This window comes from Adhaeribacter soli (genome assembly GCF_008727925.1).
Classification (GTDB): Bacteria; Bacteroidota; Bacteroidia; order Cytophagales; family Hymenobacteraceae; genus Adhaeribacter_A; species Adhaeribacter_A soli.
Window position 1 is genome coordinate 673,023 of sequence record NZ_VTWT01000001.1, and the last position, 19,186, is coordinate 692,208.

The following is a 19,186-nucleotide window of genomic DNA, read 5'->3' on the forward strand; positions in this document are numbered from 1 at the left end:
TTAATGGATATACTTTCAAAAGATTACAGAGCTGTTACTTCACCATTTTATAATATTAATGTTTTCGAATATTGGGGTGACTGCTATGAATCCGTCTTTATTTTATTTAAACCATTTTTTAAGTTTAAATCAAGTTCGAAATTTAACAGGAAGGAAATTTTTAAGAACGAGAAATTGGGGGAATATTGGGGATATTATCATTAAAAATGAATGTTTTCCTGTGAAATGGCAGAAGGTTAAAGAAGATGTTGGTTTTTCAGACTTTAAAGAAATTAACGATGCACTAACAGGAGCGATCGACTACCCTGAAAATAGAATTAAACTGAATACATACATTGAAACTCAGGAAATGCTTTATCCTGAAGAAGATGTTTTTAGTTTTTTTCAGGTAGAAGATATTTTGAATAGTTTGAAGTTTTTAGGTTATAAAAACCTAATAATAGGCCCTGAATTTCCAGAAACAGAAACAACTCGTGCCAGTGATGAAATTACCATCTATTCAACGGATACTGATCCTTCAAACCTTTTATATAGTAAAAATATCTATACATCAGACAGAAAAATACTATTTACCACTGCCTTCGATTTACATTACGGGTTCATTTGCTCAGATCGGGAAATTATTGAAAAATTAGTACATAAGTTTCAATTTGAAGGTTTTTTCTGTGACCAGAACACTATGACCTGGTGGGCAAGGATAAATTCTAAAGTTGAAAAGATGGAATAATTATTAGTAGTTAACCTATTTCCATTTCTCCGGGAAATTCGCTATATTACTCTGAATTCCACCAGATTAATAATTTTATGAAATGGGCATTTACCATCAGGCAGAAGATGAAGGCGGCTTTTATGTTGGGTACGGTCTTTCTGCTTGTATTTGCAAAAAACTGGCTCGATGAACGCAATGTTTCCGAGCTGGGTAGTTCCTTCTCCTCCGTTTACGAAGACCGCTTATTGGCCGAAAGTTATATTTACCGGCTTTCCGACCATTTGTACCAGAAGAAAATTATGCTGGATAATTGCAACAGCCAGGAGAATATCGGCAACCTGCAGGCTAAGATCGGGCAGCACAACGCGGCAATCAATGCCATAATCCGGGACTACGAAAAAACCAAACTAACCGAATCGGAATCTACATATTTCAGCGACTTTAAAAAGAACGTAGCAGCCATTGAAGCCCTGGAGGTAAGCTACCTGCATGCTCCCGGAGCCGGTCCATCAGAAACTAAAACCCGGATGGATAAGCGGTATGAAGTAGCAACGTCCAACCTGCACCAGCTTTCCGGCATTCAGCTTGCGGAAGGTAAACTGCTGAACGAAAAGTCGAAAAAGATCATTGCCGGTTCTTCTATTCTTACGCAATTTGAGTTGGTAGTCCTGATCGGGATAGGGTTGCTTATTCAGGCGCTGATCTTTGCTGCCCGCTCGGCTGTCCCGAAAAAGCCGCAACAGCATTTCAGCCTGAATTAAACGTTTGTCTGAACACGATTTTTAGGATTTTTAGGATTGACAGGATTTTTTTTTAAAAGGAAGTTATGGAGTCCGAATGACGCAGTATTGGCTTGAGCGCTGTTTGTTACTCTAAACAATAAAGACACAAGCTATTTCCCTACATCCTGACCTAAAGAAAATATCTGACCTTAAGTGAACAAAAAAACCGGACAGTAATGCCCGGTTTTTTTGTTTAAAACTATACTGTTTCTGGCTAAATTAGACGCCCCAGACTTCCGGCGCTTCCCGCCAGCTTTTCAGGCTTTCGAAGGCTTCGGTTTTAATGTAGCCTTTTTCGGCGGCTACTTCGGCCAATATACTGTAATTGCTGAGGGTAATTAACGGAATGCCGGAAGCTTCGAAGTTTTCAGTAGCTTTACCGAAACCGTACGTGAAGATTGCCGCCATGCCCATAACTTCCGATCCGGCAGCCTGCACGGCTTTGGCGGCTTTCAGGGAGCTTCCGCCGGTAGAGATCAGGTCTTCAAGCATTACTACTTTTTGGCCCGGTTTCAGGTGGCCTTCGATCTGGTTGCCCATGCCGTGGCTTTTGGGTTCCGGACGCACGTAAATGAAGGGCAGGCCAAGTTCATCGGCTACCAGAGCGCCTTGGGCGATGCCGGCTGTGGCTACGCCGGCAATCACGTCGGCATCGGGAAAATTGCTTTTTATGGCTTGGGCCAAAGCCTTTTTGATATAAGTACGTATAGCAGGATGCGAAAGCGTTACGCGGTTGTCGCAATAGATCGGCGAGTTCCAGCCGGAGCTCCACTTAAAGGGCTGTTCCGGACGAAGCCTTACGGCGCCGGTCTCCAGCAGGTATTCCGCAATTTTACGGGCAGTATCGGTGTTTTCCATAGGCGAAATTAAAAAATAATATTTCCGGATTTTTAAATACACGCATTTTTGTTTCCGGATTTTTTTATTGATTTGTAAAATTATAATTACTCCGCAAAAACATTACCCAATGAACGTCTTTATAAATGACATTCCATTAATTTTAAAGAAAGCCGGCGAAAAAGTCTACAAACACCACTATGACCTGGTTTTAGATGCGGATGAATATTTTAACTCGAAAACCCTGATCGGCGACGTGCTCATCCGGGATGCCAACGAACAGCTGATCGACCGGATCGTGCGTTTGATGGAAGTTAAAAAACTTAAGAAGCTCGATTCCCTTACTTTAATTACCGATAAAAAACGGCGCATTGTAGACCATTTAAAAGACCAGTTCAAGATCGTGAAAGCGGCCGGCGGTCTGGTTATTAAAGACGGCAAGATACTGATGATCTACCGCTTGGGTAAATGGGACCTGCCGAAAGGTAAAATGAAGAAAACCGAGGATGTGCGGGATGGCGCGATCCGGGAGGTAGAGGAGGAGTGCGGCATTACGGTACAGGTAATAGACGAACTGCCGAATACCTGGCATTCTTACGCCTACAAAGGCAACAAGATCCTGAAAAAGACCAGCTGGTTTTTAATGGCCTGCACCGACGATTCCTTTATGAAACCCCAAGCTGAGGAATTCATCGAGGAAGTTCGCTGGATGACGCCCGAAGAAGTGAAAGAGGTTTTAAAGGATACTTATGGCTCTATAGAGTTCGTGATGAATTATTATTTGAAGTCTCTGAAAGCCGGAAAGGAATAAAATCGTCTACGTTGCCACCGTATGAGTGAATTTCGCGGATAATGGTGGAGCTGATGGCTGCCAGGTGCGGGGACGTGATGAGGAATACAGTTTCCAGATCTTTGTTCACGTGCCGGTTGGCCTGCGCAATGGTGTTTTCGTACTCGAAATCGGTGGTGTTGCGTAAGCCTCGGAGCAGGAACTGGGCGCCTACCTGGCGGGCAAAATCGGCGGTCAGGCCTTTGTAGGATTGCACCGAAATATTTGGCTGGTCTTTGAAAACGCCGGCAATTATGCCTTCCATTTCCTCTACTTCCCAGGCGCGTTTCTTATTGCTGTTGTTCCCGATCGCGATCACGATTTCATCGAACAAGGCTGCACCTCTTTGCACGACATCGAGGTGGCCGTTGGTGAAGGGGTCGAAGGATCCGGGGAATATGGCTATACGTTTCATGGGCTGTTTAAAAGAAACAAGTAAACTAAAGCCCGAAGGTAATGGTTTTTGAGTTTTTCAGCTATTTCACTACTATTTTTTTGACGATTTGGGTATGGTTAGAAAATACTGCTAAAAAATAAATTCCTTTTGTTAAATTGTTCGTGCTGAAATTCTCTGTGATGCTGCCGTTCTTTGGAGAGAGAATTCGCTTCTCTATTTGCTGGCCTAAACTATTAGATAAGGTAGCAGTTACAATTTGATTTGTGCTAAATTGAAGGTTAATGCCAGTTTCAGAATAAGTGGGATTCGGATATATGGAAAGGTGGGATAGGTTGGTCGGTTTGGATATATTAGAAATGGTTCTGGTGTAATAAGGAGTCCCTAACTTTAAAATCCAGAAATCCCAAACACCTTTATTGAATGAAGTTTTATCACCAGAATAATCAGACATTGAATACCCCGCTAAAAGGTATTCCTCAGACGCGATTTCAATTACAGAACTTAAATTATCAGCTAAGGAGCCACCTATGGTTTTGTCCCAAAGGATATTTCCATTACCGTCAACTTTAACTAACCAGAAATCATTATCGCCAATATTAGCATCCAATTTTGTATTTGAAATTCCAGAGGCTGAAATGCCGGCAAGCAAATAGTTGCCATCCTTTGTCTTTATAATTTTCTGAATTGCATCATAGTTAGCGCCTCCGAAAGTTTTATCCCAAAGTTTATTCCCTAAGCTATCTATTTTTATTAGCCAAAAATCAGAATCGCCAAGATTGGCTGCATTTTTATTGCCTGAAGCATCTGAATAAGAATAGCCTCCTAAAAGATACCCACCATCAGGAGTTTGGATAATGCTGTGCACTTCATCAAGTTTATTACCTCCAAAGGTTTTATCCCATTGTTTAACTCCCAGTGAATTCGTTTTTACAATCCAGATGTCGGTTCGCCCTCTGCTTGTTTGAGTTCTATCACCAGAATTTGCCGAATTATCTGCAGAAGAACCGCCAATTATATATCCGCCATCATTGGTTTGTTGCACATTATTAAACCATTCAACACTGCTCCCTCCAAAGGTTCTATCCCATTGTTTAGTACCATTACTATCTATTTTTACAATCCAGTAATCCGAATTTCCTCTACTTACTTCTGATTTTTCTCCTGATATTCCAGATTCTGACCATCCACCTAAAATAAAGCCTCCATCAGAGGTAGGATTCATAGATTTAAAATATTCAGATGAATTTCCACCGTAAGCTTTATCCCAGAGTTTATTTCCATTCTGGTCTAATTTTAATAACCAAAAGTCCTCTACTCCCCTTGATGGTTCTGATTTATCATTAGTAATTCCTGAACCGGAAAACCCTCCAACTAAATAGCTTCCATCAGATCTTTGAAACGCGTTAAAAGCACGTTCCTGGCCACTTCCTCCAAATGATTTATCCCACTGTTTATTTCCAAAAGCATCAGTTTTAATGATCCAATGGTCAAAACCTCCTTGAAATACAGAAGATTTATCTCCGTTTTTTGAAGAGGCAGAATAACCTGAAATTAAATAGCCGCCATCATTTGTTGAAATAATATCATTGGGAATGTCTAAATCATTTCCACCAAACGATTTGTCCCATTGAACCGTAGGAATTTGAGCTGATACGTTTAAAATTACCGAACAAAAGATAGAAATTAAGACAGCTCTGCATAAAGTTTGCGTTTTCATTACATCATTATTTATCAGTTTACGAAAATCAATTTACATTAACAAAGTTCTAATGTAACGACAATCGTTTAATAAACAATAATTTATGAAAGATATATTTACCTACCTCACTCGCAAATATGCAGGCTGTAGAGGTCGAAGAAGCGGTGGTTGAAGAGGTCGTCGAATTTGTAGCTGTAGGAAACGTTAACTGGCTTTTTGCCGAAGTTTACGTTCCGGACGTATTTGCGCAAAATGGTGAATAAGGCGGAGTCGTGGGTGAGGTCGCCCCAGACTGTTACCGGATCCTGGTCGGGATTCAGTTTTTGCTCCTGCATTACCAGCAAGGTGTAGTAAATAAAATCTTCAGGCGAGGCAAAATGGAACTGGTTACAGAATTCCAGCTTGTTTTCCTGCACCAGCAGAATGCTCAGGTAATTTTGCTCTACGAATAAATAGGTCTTCTTCTGCAGGCTTCGCTCATGCTGACACAAAACGCCTTCAATAAGGGGGCTGGTCTGGTGCATGAACTGCAGTTTTTTCCGTTTAAAGGTTTCTTCAAACCACTTTTCCAGGAAGGCATCGAGCGTGAAAATGCTGATCGCTTCTATTTTCGGATGCCGGTAGGTCAGGATCTTATCGTGGAATTCGTCGATCTCACAATGCAGGTTCAGGTAATGCTGGGCAGCGGAAGGCTCGAACAGGGTTTCCGGAATAAAGGTGAAATTCTGGTTTTTGATGGCTACCCGGATCTCGTTCCACTTATGACCCGTCAGGAAAGGATGGTCTTCTACTAGTAAGTTTAACTGTTCGGTAAGTTGCAGCTGACTGAAAACGGCCGTTAATTCGTAGTCTTCCAGGGCAATGAATTTGTTTCGTTGCGCATCGGAAACGGCCAGACGAATATGCTTTAAGCTCAGGCTGAAATACAGATTCAGCGGTCCGGTTTCGCCGGAGAGCATCGCCTCGTCGGTCACTTTCTGTACCTGCCGGTAATGAATGGTTGATTTGTTCAAGGTAGTGGTTTAATCTTCCTTCAAAAAACCGGAAAATTTCTGAAAAAGACTACTGAAAACTGTGTTTTTAATGTGCTGATGTGCTAATTTGATAAGGAGTTAATTGGATAATGTTTTAATGGTTTGATTTGCTGCTTTAGTGATAAATGCTGGTTTGTAAGATCATAATTCAGAAATTTATTTAAATGACCTATTCGAAATAACCTTTCCTTATCTGAACCATTACGAAACTCATTAATTCATCTCAACTTCATACCATTAACCTATTTTGCATTAGCCCACAAGCCCATTAGAACACCATCAAATTAACACATTAACCGATTAACACATTAGCACATTAAAGAAACCGATTCTGGGGAATGAAGAGGTCGTCGAAGTCTACGAGTTCGTGGAAAATGCTGTGTTTGGCACCAAGGGGGATCTTGCTGAGTTCGGAAAAGGTTTTGAAGCTTACCTCGGTGATGATCTGATCGGCTTCGGAGTGTTCCGGATCGGTACCTTTTTTTAAGGTGCCGCCGGTAATTTCTACCTGGAAAAACAGTTCGAGGGCGTGCAGGGGAGGGCGGAGGAATTCGTTCAGGAAAAGGAAGCGGCCGGGTTTTACTTCCAGGCCGGTTTCTTCGGCAAATTCCCGTTTCAGGCAATCCCGAACGGTTTCGCCGTAAGCCAGGCCGCCGCCGGGTGGCGCCCAGAAATCCGTGCCTTTAACCAAGCCGCGGTGACAAACCAGTAAAATGGCGTTGTTCTGCAAACAGACGCCGCAGACACGAACCCGCAATTTTCCGGTGTAATACTCGTTTTTTATTTCCATAGTTTGGTAAGCGGTAGTTAAGGCACTAATTTCGGGCATGATTAAAACCTATAATCCGGATTTCAAAAATACCATAAACGAAAAACTTAACCGGCAGTTTTTTATGCAAATGCTCGGTTTTCAAATAACCAGCATCGAAGAGGGTCAAATTGAAGGCGAATTGGTGCTGCAGGATGCGCATAAGCAACATAAAGGCTTTGTGCACGGCGGCGTAATTGCCACGGTAGCCGACATTGTGGCCGGTTTTGCCGCGGTGAGCCTGGTTCCTAAAGACCACCATGTAGTTACGGTAGAATTAAAAACTTCTTATTTAAATCCGGGCCTCGGCGAGAAACTTTTTGCCAAAGGCTGGGTGTTGAAACAGGGACGGAAGCTGAACTTTTGCGAAGCCGAAGTTTACAGCATTGCCGGCGGAAATGCACCGGTTCTGATTGCCAAAGCATCGGCCACCATGGCCACGCTTACGCCGGAAGACATAAAGAGATAAATTGTAGATTGCTGATTGTTAATTGCTGATTGGTTATTGAATTTGAATTTATTTCAAAGCATAGTAGCGTAGGGTTTAAACCCTACGCTACTATGCTTTGAAAACTTGCTACTTATTCAGCCATTTTGCTAACGTTTTCCTGATACCCGATACTTGCTACCTGTTACCCCATAATGCGACCCGAAGAACTTTTACGTGCGAATTTTCCCTTTGAACCAACTTCCGATCAGACCCGTCTGTTCAAGAAGATGGATGCTTTTCTGCTGAATAAATCGGACGTGAAAGATGTTTTTTTGCTGAAGGGTTTTGCGGGAACAGGTAAAACTACGGTGCTGGGTGCGCTTGTAAAAATTCTGAATCGCTTCGGTTACAAATACGTGCTGCTGGCGCCAACTGGTCGGGCAGCTAAAGTAATGTCGAACTATTCGGGCAAGCCGGCTTCTACCATTCATAAAAAGATCTACCGGCAAACATCCAATCCTTTTTCCGAAGGGCTTTCTTTTACCCGGCAACCCAATAAGAATACCGATACCATTTACATTGTGGATGAGGCCTCGATGCTTTCGGATGAGAGCGGTTTCGGGGAGAATGGCTTGCTGCAGGACCTCATGAATTACGTTTTCGAGAAAAAGAACAACAAACTTTTACTTGTAGGCGACACCGCTCAGTTGCCCCCGGTCGGGCAAGCGCTGAGTCCTTCTCTGGATGCGGCTTACCTGACCACGAATTTCCGGTGCCAGGTACACGAGATCGAAATGAAGCAGGTAATGCGCCAGGCGGAGGCATCGGGTATTCTGATGAATGCTACGAACTTACGGGAGCAACTAAGCCAGGATGCCGCCAACCTGAAGCTCCGGACAGGGGGGTATAAAGATATTTACCGGATGACGGGCGAAAAACTGGAAGACGGTTTGCGCTACGCGTACGACAAATTCGGGATTGAAAACACCACGGTTATTTGCCGTTCGAATAAGAATGCGAATTTGTATAACCAGCACATCCGGCGGCAGATCTTTTTTCACGAAGACGAAATTTCTGCGGGTGATTATTTGATGATCGTAAAAAATAATTACCATTGGTTGCCGAAAGATTCGGAGATCGGGTTTATGGCCAACGGCGATTTTGTGGAGATCCGGAAAATAATCCGCTACGAAGAAATGTATGGTTTCCGCTTTGCCGATGTGCAACTGCGCTTTGTAGATAACCCGAACGAAGAGGAAGTGGAAGTGAAAATCATGCTCGATACGTTGTATTCGGAAGCCCCGGCGCTGCCGGCTGACCGGAATAAGGCCCTATATGCGGAAGTCCTGAAAGATTATTCGGACCTGGGAACGAAACGGGAGCGGGCACAACAAATGAAAAAGAACCCTTATTTGAACGCTTTACAGGTAAAATTTGCTTATGCATTAACCTGCCATAAAGCTCAGGGCGGACAATGGCAGGCCGTTTTTGTGGATCACGGGTATTTGAAAGAAGAAATGATCTCGCCGGAATTTACCCGGTGGCTTTATACGGCTGTAACCCGTTCATCCGAAGAGCTTTACCTGGTGAATTTTTATTCGGGATTATTGAGTTAACAAAATTTGTTTCCGTAAAAATATTTACCTGGCAAGATTATTGAATTCCTGATTTAACAACTATATTTGCTTTATAACCCTTTAATTTGTTCAACTTCGTATGAAAAAGTTATTCATTCTTGCTGTTTCCATGACGCTGGCCATGTCGGCGGCTACAGCGCAAACAAAGCCTGCTGCTACCAAATCTGCCTCATCTAAAAAAGCTACTACTGCCGGTCCGGTAATTACGTTTGCTGAAAAAAGCCACGATTTCGGTAAAATCAACCAGGGCGATGTGGTAGAGTACACTTTTAAATTCAAAAATACCGGTAACCAGCCTTTAGTACTTTCTAACGTTTCGGCTACCTGTGGTTGCACCGTGCCAGAATGGCCGAAAGAGCCGATCGCTCCGGGCAAAAGCGGCTCCATTAAAGCTACTTTCAACAGCGCCGGTAAACTTGGTCAGCAAAATAAAGTGATCACCGTAGAGTCGAACGCTACCAACAGCCCGGCACAGGTTTCGATCATTACTGACATTCAGGAAAAAGCGGCCGGTTCTTCTATGGCGAAGCCTGCTGCTGCACCGTCTGTAAATAAAAAATAAACCCGATCTGATTTCGGTACAAAAAAGCCCGCTGCAATTATGCAGCGGGCTTTTACTTTTTTAAAGGTTTTGCAACCGTTTTTAATGTTGTTTGGCGATTGCATATAGCAGGCAAAGCCAACCGGCTATCATCAGGGTTCCGCCAATAGGCGTGATGGCGCCCAGCCAGGTAATGCCGGAAAGGCAAAGAATATAAAGTGAGCCGGAAAAGATCAGGATGCCGCCTACAAAGCAAAGACCTGCCCACCGCATAGCCGGGTGATTTACATGATACATTAGCACGCCCAGCAGCAGCAAGGCTAAGGCATGGTAGAACTGATATTTAACCGCTGTTTCAAAAGTTTCGAGGCGGTTGGTTTGCGTGAGCAGGTTTCTGAGCGCATGCGCACCGAATGCGCCGATCATTACGGAAAGGGCACCAAAGAAGCTGCCGGCTATTAAGATTGCTTTTTGATTCATGTTTTCGTTGTTAGTTATTCGTTGTTCGTTGTTTGGGTTCAGGATGAAATGAAAATCAGGTTGAAGAATGTACCTAATTTTACATCCTCAAATTTTCAAATTTCCAAATCTTCAAATTTTAAATATTCCCATAATTCCGATTACCGAAGATGGCGCTGCCTACGCGGATAAAGGTGCTGCCGGCGGCAATGGCTAATTCGTAATCGGAGCTCATGCCCATGGATATTTCTTTGAAAACAGCATCGGTGGGGAAGAATTGTTGTTTCAGGTTTTCAAATATGGTTCTCAGGTGAGCGAATTCTTTGCGAAGTTGATCCTCATTTTCGGTGTTGGTGGCAATGCCCATTACGCCGGTAAGCTGAACATGCTGCATATTTCTATAGCTTTCACTTTGCAGGATTTCATTGGCTTCAGCTTCAGAAAGGCCGAATTTTGTTTCTTCTTCGGCGATATGGAACTGCAACAGGCAATTGATCTTCCGGTTATGTTTGGCGGCCTGTTTTTCAATTTCTTCCAGCACCTTTAAACTGTCTACCGATTGAATGGTGTGCACGAAAGGAGCAATATATTTTACCTTATTGGTTTGCAAATGCCCGATCATGTGCCATTCAATATCCTGCGGCAGGTTAGGTTGTTTGGCAGCCATTTCCTGCGCCTTGTTCTCCCCGAATATCCGCTGACCGGCATCGTAAGCTTCCTGAATTAATGCCTCCGGATGGGTTTTGGAAACGGCAATTAAGCGGCAGTTGGAACCTTCGAGTTTTTTATTGAAAAAGGCTATCGATTCGGCAATGGTCATGGTTTGTGAATGGTTGTCTGAGAGATTGGTTGTTTTGCTTATTGGTAGAATTTATCCTGCTGCCAATTTAAGGGATTATTGGCAATATAGTTCTGAATGGTTTCAAAGGATTTTGCATCGCGGATAATATGATCGTGAAAACGGGCTTGCCAGCCAAAATCGGCATGATAGTTCCGGGCATGTTTAGCGACTACCGATTTACAGGAACGTACAATGGTAGATACCGAACCCGATTTAGGTGATATTTTTGCCATTTGTTCGTTTTTGACTGCATTGGCTGTTCGGTTAACGGTGGTAGAGACGTTGCATTGCAACGTCTCTACGGTATCGGATTTTACGGTATCCGGATTATTCAAACCGGTTTATTACGTCATTCCTAATACCTAATCCTCCAATGCATTCGTCAGGAACGTGTTTTTGGTAAACATCCAAGCCAGGAAAAACAGGATGGCGAAACGCAGATAAACCGGGTAGTATTCCTGGGTGTTGCGGTAGCGGGTTTCTTTTATCGGTATTTTTTCGAGCCTGTCGATGGTTTTAAAAATGTCCTGCAGGGCGTTCTGGTTTTCGGCCCGGAAAAAACTGCCGTTTCCGATCTGGGCAATTTCGCGCATGTTGGTTTCGTCGAGGCGGGTTTCTACGTAGGTGGTATTGCCGAAAACATCGGTGCCGTAGGGAACGGTACCGTCGGCGCCTACGCCAATGGTGTAGATCTTTATGCCGAAAGCGCTGGCCATTTTGGCGGCAATGGTCGGGTCGAGGTTGCCGGCGGTGTTTTCGCCGTCGGAAATTAAAATGGCCACTTTCGATTTGGCATTGGAGTCGCGCATCCGGTTTACGGCTACGGCCAGGGCGCTGCCAATAGCGGTACCATCGTTGGGGATCATACCGAGCTTTATGGTTTGCAGGTTGGCGCGGAGCAGGTCGTAATCGGTCGTAAGCGGGGCTAAGGAATAGGCGTCTCCGGCAAAAACCACAATTCCTATTCTATCCTGAAAACGGCCATTTATAAAATCTTCCGCCACTTTTTTAGCGGCTTCCAGTCGGTTCGGCCGGAAATCTTTCAGTTCCATGGAGCCCGAGGTATCCAGGATGAGCATAATATCGATGCCTTCGGCGTACTGTTCTACCTGTTCGGAAGTTTTCTGGGGCCGCGCTAAAGCAGCCAGTACCAGAACAATGGCCAGGGTAAAAAGAATGCTCGGGATTATGCGCAATAAGCTGCTCCATTGCCGGATCGGTTTACTTTCGAAGAGGGCAATATCGGTTTTCCGGCGGAACCTGAGCTTTAAAAGATTGAACAGGAGGAAGAACACCGGAGCCGCCAGGATCAGGTAGAGGTAAAATGGCCGGGTCCATTCCATACCCATTAAAGTGGATGGCGAAAACCAGTTGAGGGAAAACCAATCCGGAAAATTATCGGGCAGTTGCAGCATGGAGGGTTTTCGCTTTTATAATTTCGTAACGACGGTCGGCAAAGTGATGAAGCAGGTAAAAAGCCGTAAGCGTATCCGAAATTTTATCGGATAGGATGTTGCCGTAAATCGCCCGGTCGAAGAGCTTCAGGGCCGTAGTTACGTCTTCATCGTTATCGTAATAATTCACAATTTCTTTGGTGGTAAAGCTGTTAATGGCCGTGTCTTCGAGTTCAGTTAAATGGTTTTTCCAGAGCGTTATAGCCTTTTCCATGTTCACCAGGTCGGCCGATTTATGGAACCGGTCGATAAACATATTGTAACGGCTAATGAACTGGGTATGCTTTTTCTGCATCACGTATAACCGGTAGCGGGTAAGAATTTTCTTCCGGAAAATAAACCATAAGCTGCCGAACACAACAAGTAAAACACTAAGGCCTGCCACGAGGTAAGGGTAATTGAAGCGCTCTTCGATGGGCTGTAGGGCCAGGTTTTCCTGCAAAGCCAAAGGTTCCGGCACCTGCTTAACAACTTCCTGCAATTTTATGGTGGAAGGCTGACCAAACAACCGAATGGTATCGTTTTTCTGCAGGAGAAATACGGGCAGGTTAAGCTGCTGCTGCGGGGTAATATTAAAGGTGCGAAGCAGGAAAACGGTACTGTCGGTGCTTACCGAACCAATGGTACGGGTCGGGAAAGTTTCTTTGCGGATAAATTCGAAAGGGGCAAAACGGTAGCCGGAATCAGGGAAAACCACCTCCAGTTCGGGCGCATGTTTATAGACTAAGGTATACTTCACCGGTTCGCCTATTTTTACGGAAGGCTGCAGAAATCTGCCCACGGGTTTCTCCGGCGGGGCGGCAGCCAATAAAAACGGTACTAAAAACAGTATAAAAAGCTTAGGCACTTTTCCGGGTCTTTCTCCTTAACTGGAACAAATTTACTAATTGCAGCACATAATCGCCGGACGTATCAATGGCCAAATAATCGGCTTTGTTCCTGCGGCAGATCTGCTGCAGCTTTTCGCGGTTGGCCTCCAGGTCGTGCAGGTATTTTTCCCGGAAAGAGAGCGCCGAAGTATTAACCCAGGAAACCAGGCCGGACTCGGCATCGCGGATCGGAATAATGCCCAGGGAAGGAAATTGCTGTTCCCGCTGATCCATGAGCTGCACCACGATCAGGTCGTGCTTGCGGGCCAGCATTGCTACTTCTTTTTCGTAGTTCCGGTCGATAAAATCGGAAATAAGCAGCAGCATGCTTCGCCGCTTAATAATGCTGAGCGCCGTTTTAATGCCCGCCGCCAGGTTTGTTCTGCTTGATTGCGGCTTAAGATCGTACAGGGTTTTGATAATGGCGTAAGCATGTGAAATTCCTTTACCCGGCCGTACGTATTTTTCTTTCTGGTCGGAAATACAGATCAACCCAAGCTGGGCCGACTGCCTCACCGCTGTTAAGGCCAGGATGCCGCAAATCTCTTTCCCGATGTCGAGCTTCCGCTGTTTTTCCGGACCGATGTTTTGCGAACCGCTCACGTCCAGGATCAGGAACACGGATTGTTCTTTTTCTTCCTTGTAGGTTTTAATGAAGGTGCCGTGCCCTTTCGCCGATACGTTCCAGTCTATAGAACGCACATCGTCGCCGTACTGGTATGCCCGCACATCGTCGAATTCGAGGCCGGTTCCCTTAAAAACCGAGTGAAAATCGCCCTGCATTTGGGTATCTATCACTTTGCGGATGCGGAGTTCAAACTTTTGCAGCTTTTTCAGCAGTTCTTTCATGTAATTCAGGCCGCAACTTAGCGTTTTTAAAATTAGAATTTATTCCGGTAATTTACATTCGTGAAACAGCATTTTTTACTTTTTACCTTGCTTGCGCTCGTTAGCTGCGCCGAGAAGAAGCCGCAAAAACCTGCAGGTTTGGTGGCCCCCGGAAAGTTAACGAGCATTTTAGCCGATATTCATATTGCCGAAAGCAGGGTAGAGGAGATGCGCGTGCACCCCGATACCGCCAAAGTAGTTTTTAACCGGCTGCAAAAGGAAATCTTTCAGAAACAAGGCGTTACTGAAACAGAATTCAACAAAACGTATAATTACTACCAGGACCACGTGGCCGAGCTGGATAAGGTCTACGAAGCGCTGGTAGATACCTTAGGCATGCGGGAGGTAAGGCTGAACTCAAAAGCAGGAGGAGCGCCAACGCCTGCCCCGGAGCCAAAACCGGATTCGTTGATTCCGTAGTATCTTTGATTTTTTTGTCATCCTGAGCGTCAGCCAAGGACCTCGTCTGCTTAAAGCGTAAATGATTTTTCTTGCTTCAAACCTACCGTTTTCCAGTCATTTCGACGTTAGGAGAAATCTTATCAAGTTTGTAGTAAAATTAGCTATTGGGGTTGCTGCCATTGTTGGTGCTTTCGCCATAGTTGGCTGTTGAGGGAAAATTACATTTCCTGATGTAGAGAAGTAATATATTACGTCTTTTCCGGACATCTTTTTCCGGTATTGCGCTAAATTATTGCTTCCCACTTTACTCCGATAATTTTTCGTCTCGTTTCAACCTTGTAGTGGAATTTCCAACGAAATATTGCGGCAGATTCTCCGAATGGAGACGTAATATATTACGTCTCTACAGGGCTGTATTTCAATAGATTTGATTCTAATACAACCTGCTTCCGTTCGGCACTTTTCCGGCGGGTTGCGCCAGTACTACATTCCCATTTTCGTCAGGGAAGCCGGTTACGAGTACTTCCGACATGAACTTGCCAATCTGGCGGGGCGGGAAATTGGTGACACAAATAACCTGTTGGCCGGGCAATTCTTCGGCTTTATAATTTACGGTGATCTGGGCGCTCGATTTTTTTATTCCCAATTCTCCCAGATCCACCCAGAGCTGGTAGGCAGGTTTTCGGGCTTCGGGAAAAGGTTTGGCATCTACAATGGTTCCGGCCCGGAGTTCCACTGCTTCAAATTCATCCCAGGAAATCGTTTTCATCTTTAAGATTAAAATTTTAGCAAAGCAAGTTAGTTAAAATTTACCGGTCCTGGTTTTTGCGTTTGAAAGCCTATCGTTTTTAAGGATAAGTAACCAAAGGGCATTCAGGTCGTACCAAGGCAGGAACTGCATTTATAACAGCTGCTTCCTTACTTAACAACCTAACCGGAATAAAACTATGCTAAAATCTGACAGCGGTACCACCGTTTCCTGCTGGATGCCGGAAGTGAAAATGCCGCAAACCACTTCCCTCGACGAAGACATTACTTGTGATGTATGTATTGTAGGCGCCGGCCTGGCGGGAATTACCACCGCTTATATGCTGCAGCAGGAAGGCAAATCGGTAGTGGTGCTCGATAAAGGGCCGATCGGTGGCGGCGAAACCGGCCGTACCACCGCGCACCTTTCCGATGCCCTCGATGACCGCTACGATGTGCTGATAAAGGTGCACGGAGAAACCGGCGCTCGTTTAGCCTTCGAAAGTCACGCGGCGGCCATCGATAAAATAGAGGAAATCGTAAAAAAGGAAAACATCGATTGCGACTTCCAACGGCTGGACGGTTATTTGTATTTGCTACCTTCCGATAAAGAAGAAGAACTGGATAAAGAGTTGGCGGCAACGCACCAGATCGGCTACACCGAAGTTACCAAACTGCAGAATAACCCGGTACCAACGCTTTCCTCCGGACCGGTACTTTGCTTTCCGGAGCAAGGGCAGTTTCACCCGTTGAAGTACCTGGCGGCATTGGCGCAGATCATTCTGGATAAGGGCGGCTTTATTTTTACCGGTTCCCAGGTGAATGAATTTGAAAGCGGGGTAGTGGTAAGAGCGCGTACCACCGATAATTTTACCGTTACTGCCAACCAGTTAGTGGTTTGTACCAACACCCCGGTAAACGATTGGGTTACCATGCACACCAAGCAGGCGCCTTACCGGACCTACGTACTGGGTTTCCGGATCCCGCACGATTCCATTCCGCTGGGTTTGTACTGGGATAATTCCGATCCGTACCATTACATCCGTACCATGCGGGGAAAAGCGGCGGAAGGTGTAATTGAACACGACTTGCTGATAGTTGGCGGCGAAGACCATAAAACCGGGCAGGAACATAATCCGGAAGAACGGTTTAACTGTCTGGAAGAATGGAGCCGTAAGCATTTCCCAATGGTGCAGCAGATTGAGTACCGCTGGTCAGGGCAGGTGCAGGAACCGGTAGATTATCTGGCCTATATCGGTAGAAATCCGGGTGACGGCGAAAAAGTCTTTATTGTAACCGGCGATTCCGGCCACGGCATGACCCATTGCACCATTGGCGGGATGCTGATCACGGACCTGATCATGGGCCGACAAAATCCATGGGAAACTTTGTATGATCCGTCACGCATTTCGCTTAACACCAATACCACCGGCGAATTCCTGAAAGAAAACCTGAACGTGGCCAAACAATATACCGATTGGGTAACGCCCGGCGATGCGCCAACCGCCGAAAGCCTATTGCCGGAATCAGGTTGCGTGATCAGGAAGGGAGCGGCAAAAGTGGCGGTGTACTGCGATAAGGACGGCGTACAACATGAAAGATCGGCGGTCTGCCCGCACCTGGGTTGTATTGTGCACTGGAACCAAGTAGAAAAATCCTGGGATTGCCCCTGCCATGGATCGCGGTTCGATGCTTTGGGAAAAGTGATTAGCGGTCCGGCTTTAAGTGATCTGGGGCCGGCTTAAGGGGTTAATTCCTAAACGAATTTTTTAAAGCAAGTTCTATAAACGAAAAAACCTGCCTCCATTATCGAAGCAGGTTTTTTCGTCTAAAATATACCGTTTAATCTTTTTCTTTATAAGCTTCGAGGCTGGTGAGCTCGTCGGTTATTTTATCGGCCCAGACCTTCATCTGGTCCGGTTTCAGGCCGTGGTCGGTTTCTTTGTCGTAAAGGTCTTCCTGGTTTTTCCATTCTTCAAACAACCGGTTGGTAACTTTATTTATTTCTTCCGGATTAGAACAAGGATCTTTCAGGGCCAGTAATTCTTTGCGGAGCCGGCGGGCATAAATTTCGGTAATGTCGAAATGCAGTTGCTCGTGAAAAAGCAGGCGGTCCGATTTCTTATTTTTCGACCAGGATTCTCCGGTAACGAACACCGATTCTACTTTTACTTTCAGTTCTCCTTTTTCGCATTTGGCCTTCATATCGATGTTGGTGGCCGTCATGGCGTGAAGCGGATCTTTGTCGTCGGCTTTGGCTTTAAAATCGTCCCAGGTAAGTTTGCGGGAAGCTTTCCAGGAAATTTCTTCTGTAATCATGGTAACCGGATTCAGGAACATGAATATCCAGCTGAAAATGAAAGTTAAGTGGGTAAGAGAGAACATAGTTGCTTATGGCTTAGGCTTTTCCAGTCTGGAAGCATAACGCAAAAGAACTAAAAAAATGTTCAGTGTGCGCCGGTTAATTTCCGGAACCTGAGGAAAAGCAACAGGGCGGCTATGGTAAGCCCCACCAGTAAACCCGTCCAGACGCCATAAATTCCCAGCTCAAAGGTAAAACCTAATAGGTAGCCTAAAGGAAGCGCCACCACCCAATACGCAACCAAAGAGATTGCGCTCGGGATGCGCACATCCTGCAGTCCCCGTAAAACGCCCAGTCCAACCACTTGTACGCCGTCCGAGATCTGGAAGAACGCCGCAATGATGAGCAAACCGGCCGCTAGTTGCATTACCTCCATATCCGGGTTTTCGGCCGCATACCAGTACGGAATTTCTTTATGCAGCAAGATAAAGAGCAAACCGCAGAAAGTCATGAAGGCGCCGCCCAGGATCAGGTTGCTGTAACCGGCTTTGCGGAGTTCTTTAAAATCGCCTTTGCCCGCCTGCATGCCAACGCGAATAGTGCCGGCGGCCGCCAGACCACTGGCCATCATGTACGTAACGGAAGCAATGCTCAAGGCGATCTGGTGCGCGGCCTGGGCCTGAATACTGATCCACCCGGCCATGATGGTGGAAAAACTGAACGCACCTGATTCAAAGATCATTTGTACTGAAATTGGAAAACCTATTTTGGTAAGCCGTTGCAGGTGGCCGATCTTTAAGTATTTTTTCCTGAAGTGAATGCTGTATTTTTTGAGTTCGGGTAACCGGAAAATTAAAATCCAGATGGCCGTGGCCATTAAACAACGGGATACCAGCGTAGCGTATGCTGCCCCATTTATGCCGAGTTCCGGCAAACCTAATTTACCGTAAATGAGCAGGTAATTCAGGATCACGTTCAGAATATTGGCGCCTATCGTAATGAGCATGGGTAGTTTGGTTATCGATAAACCTTCGGCAAATTGCTTTACTCCCTGAAAGATCATGAGCGGAATAAGAGAAACCAACAGAATGTTAAAAAAGGGGATTGCTTTGTTCACCACTTCGGCGGGCTGGTTGAGGTAATGAAGGAAAGAAGAACTGTTTAAGCCCACAACCGCCAGCAGCACCCCGAACCAGGTACATAAAACGGTGCCATTAACCAAAAGCAGCGATATGCGGGAATGATTTTTTTTCTCTACCGAAGCGGCTACCAGCGGCGTAATGCTGAAAGATAACCCCAGGCCGCAAACCATGATCACCACAAAAACGCTGTTTGCCAGGGCGGCCGCGTCCAGTTCGATGGTGCCGAGCTGGGCAACCATAATATTATCGGCCAGGCTAACCAGAATGTGACCTAACTGACTTAATACCACCGGGTAAGCTAAGGAAAGGTTTGCCTTGAAATGAGATTTGTATTCGGAAAAGAACATGTAAAAGGGTAAGTAAAGAATGCAAAAATACA

The 19,186-nt window shown here is 45.3% G+C and carries 22 protein-coding genes; 8 read left to right on the top strand and 14 right to left on the bottom strand.

The features are described from left to right. The first annotated feature begins 58 nt into the window (after window positions 1-58). Together F0P94_RS02725 and F0P94_RS02730 are read left to right on the top strand one after the other, a co-directional pair. Window positions 59-727: a DUF2711 family protein gene (locus F0P94_RS02725; protein ID WP_150902154.1), complete on the top strand. Its 669-nt coding sequence runs from the start codon at window positions 59-61 to the stop codon at window positions 725-727. A gap of 77 nt (window positions 728-804) precedes the next feature. Then, complete coding sequence (locus F0P94_RS02730; RefSeq protein ID WP_150902155.1) at window positions 805-1,470, top strand: MCP four helix bundle domain-containing protein; 666 nt, start codon at window positions 805-807, stop codon at window positions 1,468-1,470. A gap of 240 nt (window positions 1,471-1,710) precedes the next feature. Here F0P94_RS02730 and pyrE read toward each other — a convergent pair whose 3' ends face one another. Beyond that, entirely contained in the window at window positions 1,711-2,349 is a 639-nt protein-coding gene (pyrE, locus tag F0P94_RS02735) for an orotate phosphoribosyltransferase (protein WP_150902156.1), read from the bottom strand. Between the two features lie 109 nt (window positions 2,350-2,458). On the opposite strand from pyrE, the gene F0P94_RS02740 reads away from it, so the two are divergent. Further along, a complete protein-coding gene (locus F0P94_RS02740) occupies window positions 2,459-3,139 on the top strand; it encodes an NUDIX hydrolase (RefSeq protein WP_150902157.1) in 681 nt (226 codons plus the stop codon). Here the strand turns inward: F0P94_RS02740 and coaD are convergent. From coaD to F0P94_RS02760, 4 genes are all read right to left on the bottom strand, one after another. Continuing rightward, window positions 3,084-3,572: a pantetheine-phosphate adenylyltransferase gene (gene coaD, locus F0P94_RS02745; protein ID WP_150902158.1), complete on the bottom strand. Its 489-nt coding sequence runs from the start codon at window positions 3,570-3,572 to the stop codon at window positions 3,084-3,086. The genes F0P94_RS02740 and coaD overlap by 56 nt on opposite strands. A 61-nt stretch (window positions 3,573-3,633) precedes the next feature. Beyond that, window positions 3,634-5,271 (bottom strand): T9SS type A sorting domain-containing protein, encoded by a 1,638-nt coding sequence (locus F0P94_RS02750; RefSeq protein WP_150902159.1) that lies wholly within the window; start codon window positions 5,269-5,271, stop codon window positions 3,634-3,636. A 107-nt stretch (window positions 5,272-5,378) separates the two neighbouring features. Then, window positions 5,379-6,266, bottom strand: a complete 888-nt coding sequence (locus F0P94_RS02755; RefSeq protein ID WP_150902160.1) for a DUF3822 family protein — start codon at window positions 6,264-6,266, stop codon at window positions 5,379-5,381. 337 nt (window positions 6,267-6,603) lie between these two features. Continuing rightward, the gene (locus F0P94_RS02760; RefSeq protein ID WP_150902161.1) at window positions 6,604-7,077 is read right to left on the bottom strand and encodes an NUDIX domain-containing protein; all 474 of its coding nucleotides are present in this window, start codon (window positions 7,075-7,077) and stop codon (window positions 6,604-6,606) included. A gap of 37 nt (window positions 7,078-7,114) precedes the next feature. On the opposite strand from F0P94_RS02760, the gene F0P94_RS02765 reads away from it, so the two are divergent. The 3 genes from F0P94_RS02765 to F0P94_RS02775 all read left to right on the top strand — a co-directional run bounded on the left by F0P94_RS02765 (window position 7,115) and on the right by F0P94_RS02775 (window position 9,724). After that, window positions 7,115-7,564, top strand: a complete 450-nt coding sequence (locus F0P94_RS02765; RefSeq protein WP_150902162.1) for a PaaI family thioesterase — start codon at window positions 7,115-7,117, stop codon at window positions 7,562-7,564. A gap of 173 nt (window positions 7,565-7,737) precedes the next feature. Continuing rightward, complete coding sequence (locus tag F0P94_RS02770) at window positions 7,738-9,141, top strand: ATP-dependent DNA helicase (RefSeq protein WP_150902163.1); 1,404 nt, start codon at window positions 7,738-7,740, stop codon at window positions 9,139-9,141. Window positions 9,142-9,241: 100 nt separating this feature from the next. Further along, the gene (locus F0P94_RS02775) at window positions 9,242-9,724 is read left to right on the top strand and encodes a DUF1573 domain-containing protein (RefSeq protein ID WP_150902164.1); all 483 of its coding nucleotides are present in this window, start codon (window positions 9,242-9,244) and stop codon (window positions 9,722-9,724) included. A gap of 81 nt (window positions 9,725-9,805) precedes the next feature. Here F0P94_RS02775 and F0P94_RS02780 read toward each other — a convergent pair whose 3' ends face one another. The 6 genes from F0P94_RS02780 to F0P94_RS02805 form a co-directional block, all read right to left on the bottom strand. Next, complete coding sequence (locus tag F0P94_RS02780; protein WP_191906889.1) at window positions 9,806-10,183, bottom strand: DUF423 domain-containing protein; 378 nt, start codon at window positions 10,181-10,183, stop codon at window positions 9,806-9,808. Between the two features lie 118 nt (window positions 10,184-10,301). Then, entirely contained in the window at window positions 10,302-10,982 is a 681-nt protein-coding gene (locus tag F0P94_RS02785; protein ID WP_150902165.1) for a YggS family pyridoxal phosphate-dependent enzyme, read from the bottom strand. Between the two features lie 38 nt (window positions 10,983-11,020). Next, on the bottom strand, window positions 11,021-11,338 hold the full coding sequence (locus F0P94_RS02790; RefSeq protein ID WP_150902166.1) for a hypothetical protein: 318 nt from the start codon (window positions 11,336-11,338) through the stop codon (window positions 11,021-11,023). A gap of 27 nt (window positions 11,339-11,365) precedes the next feature. Next, entirely contained in the window at window positions 11,366-12,418 is a 1,053-nt protein-coding gene (locus tag F0P94_RS02795) for a vWA domain-containing protein (RefSeq protein ID WP_150902167.1), read from the bottom strand. After that, window positions 12,399-13,265 (bottom strand): hypothetical protein, encoded by an 867-nt coding sequence (locus F0P94_RS02800; RefSeq protein ID WP_191906890.1) that lies wholly within the window; start codon window positions 13,263-13,265, stop codon window positions 12,399-12,401. Before F0P94_RS02800 ends, F0P94_RS02795 begins: the two co-directional genes overlap by 20 nt. A gap of 31 nt (window positions 13,266-13,296) precedes the next feature. Then, window positions 13,297-14,175, bottom strand: a complete 879-nt coding sequence (locus F0P94_RS02805; protein ID WP_150902169.1) for a DUF58 domain-containing protein — start codon at window positions 14,173-14,175, stop codon at window positions 13,297-13,299. A gap of 60 nt (window positions 14,176-14,235) precedes the next feature. Between F0P94_RS02805 and F0P94_RS02810 the strand changes: the two genes are divergently transcribed. After that, complete coding sequence (locus F0P94_RS02810) at window positions 14,236-14,634, top strand: DUF4296 domain-containing protein (protein WP_150902170.1); 399 nt, start codon at window positions 14,236-14,238, stop codon at window positions 14,632-14,634. Window positions 14,635-15,049: 415 nt separating this feature from the next. Here the strand turns inward: F0P94_RS02810 and F0P94_RS02815 are convergent, their stop codons facing one another. Then, entirely contained in the window at window positions 15,050-15,385 is a 336-nt protein-coding gene (locus tag F0P94_RS02815; RefSeq protein WP_150902171.1) for a tRNA-binding protein, read from the bottom strand. A 178-nt stretch (window positions 15,386-15,563) separates the two neighbouring features. Here F0P94_RS02815 and F0P94_RS02820 point away from each other — a divergent pair, with 178 nt between their 5' ends. Further along, complete coding sequence (locus tag F0P94_RS02820; RefSeq protein WP_150902172.1) at window positions 15,564-17,108, top strand: FAD-dependent oxidoreductase; 1,545 nt, start codon at window positions 15,564-15,566, stop codon at window positions 17,106-17,108. A 97-nt stretch (window positions 17,109-17,205) separates the two neighbouring features. Here the strand turns inward: F0P94_RS02820 and F0P94_RS02825 are convergent, their stop codons facing one another. Next, window positions 17,206-17,748 carry a DUF922 domain-containing protein gene (locus F0P94_RS02825; RefSeq protein WP_150902173.1) on the bottom strand — a complete coding sequence of 181 codons (543 nt, stop codon included), beginning with the start codon at window positions 17,746-17,748 and terminating at the stop codon, window positions 17,206-17,208. A gap of 62 nt (window positions 17,749-17,810) precedes the next feature. Beyond that, window positions 17,811-19,154, bottom strand: coding sequence for an MATE family efflux transporter (locus F0P94_RS02830; RefSeq protein ID WP_150902174.1), 1,344 nt, complete (start codon window positions 19,152-19,154; stop codon window positions 17,811-17,813). Between the last annotated feature and the right edge of the window lie 32 nt (window positions 19,155-19,186).

Coding starts and splice junctions, on each gene's coding strand:
- F0P94_RS02775 (WP_150902164.1), top strand. CDS start 9,242: ATGAAAAAGTTATTCATTCTTGCTGTTTCCATGACGCTGGCCATGTCG.
- F0P94_RS02795 (WP_150902167.1), bottom strand. CDS start 12,418: ATGCTGCAACTGCCCGATAATTTTCCGGATTGGTTTTCCCTCAACTGG.
- F0P94_RS02730 (WP_150902155.1), top strand. CDS start 805: ATGAAATGGGCATTTACCATCAGGCAGAAGATGAAGGCGGCTTTTATG.
- coaD (WP_150902158.1), bottom strand. CDS start 3,572: ATGAAACGTATAGCCATATTCCCCGGATCCTTCGACCCCTTCACCAAC.
- F0P94_RS02830 (WP_150902174.1), bottom strand. CDS start 19,154: ATGTTCTTTTCCGAATACAAATCTCATTTCAAGGCAAACCTTTCCTTA.
- F0P94_RS02770 (WP_150902163.1), top strand. CDS start 7,738: ATGCGACCCGAAGAACTTTTACGTGCGAATTTTCCCTTTGAACCAACT.
- F0P94_RS02815 (WP_150902171.1), bottom strand. CDS start 15,385: ATGAAAACGATTTCCTGGGATGAATTTGAAGCAGTGGAACTCCGGGCC.
- F0P94_RS02785 (WP_150902165.1), bottom strand. CDS start 10,982: ATGACCATTGCCGAATCGATAGCCTTTTTCAATAAAAAACTCGAAGGT.
- F0P94_RS02765 (WP_150902162.1), top strand. CDS start 7,115: ATGATTAAAACCTATAATCCGGATTTCAAAAATACCATAAACGAAAAA.
- F0P94_RS02820 (WP_150902172.1), top strand. CDS start 15,564: ATGCTAAAATCTGACAGCGGTACCACCGTTTCCTGCTGGATGCCGGAA.
- F0P94_RS02825 (WP_150902173.1), bottom strand. CDS start 17,748: ATGTTCTCTCTTACCCACTTAACTTTCATTTTCAGCTGGATATTCATG.
- F0P94_RS02760 (WP_150902161.1), bottom strand. CDS start 7,077: ATGGAAATAAAAAACGAGTATTACACCGGAAAATTGCGGGTTCGTGTC.
- F0P94_RS02750 (WP_150902159.1), bottom strand. CDS start 5,271: ATGAAAACGCAAACTTTATGCAGAGCTGTCTTAATTTCTATCTTTTGT.
- F0P94_RS02725 (WP_150902154.1), top strand. CDS start 59: ATGTTTTCGAATATTGGGGTGACTGCTATGAATCCGTCTTTATTTTAT.
- F0P94_RS02780 (WP_191906889.1), bottom strand. CDS start 10,183: ATGAATCAAAAAGCAATCTTAATAGCCGGCAGCTTCTTTGGTGCCCTT.
- pyrE (WP_150902156.1), bottom strand. CDS start 2,349: ATGGAAAACACCGATACTGCCCGTAAAATTGCGGAATACCTGCTGGAG.
- F0P94_RS02740 (WP_150902157.1), top strand. CDS start 2,459: ATGAACGTCTTTATAAATGACATTCCATTAATTTTAAAGAAAGCCGGC.
- F0P94_RS02805 (WP_150902169.1), bottom strand. CDS start 14,175: ATGAAAGAACTGCTGAAAAAGCTGCAAAAGTTTGAACTCCGCATCCGC.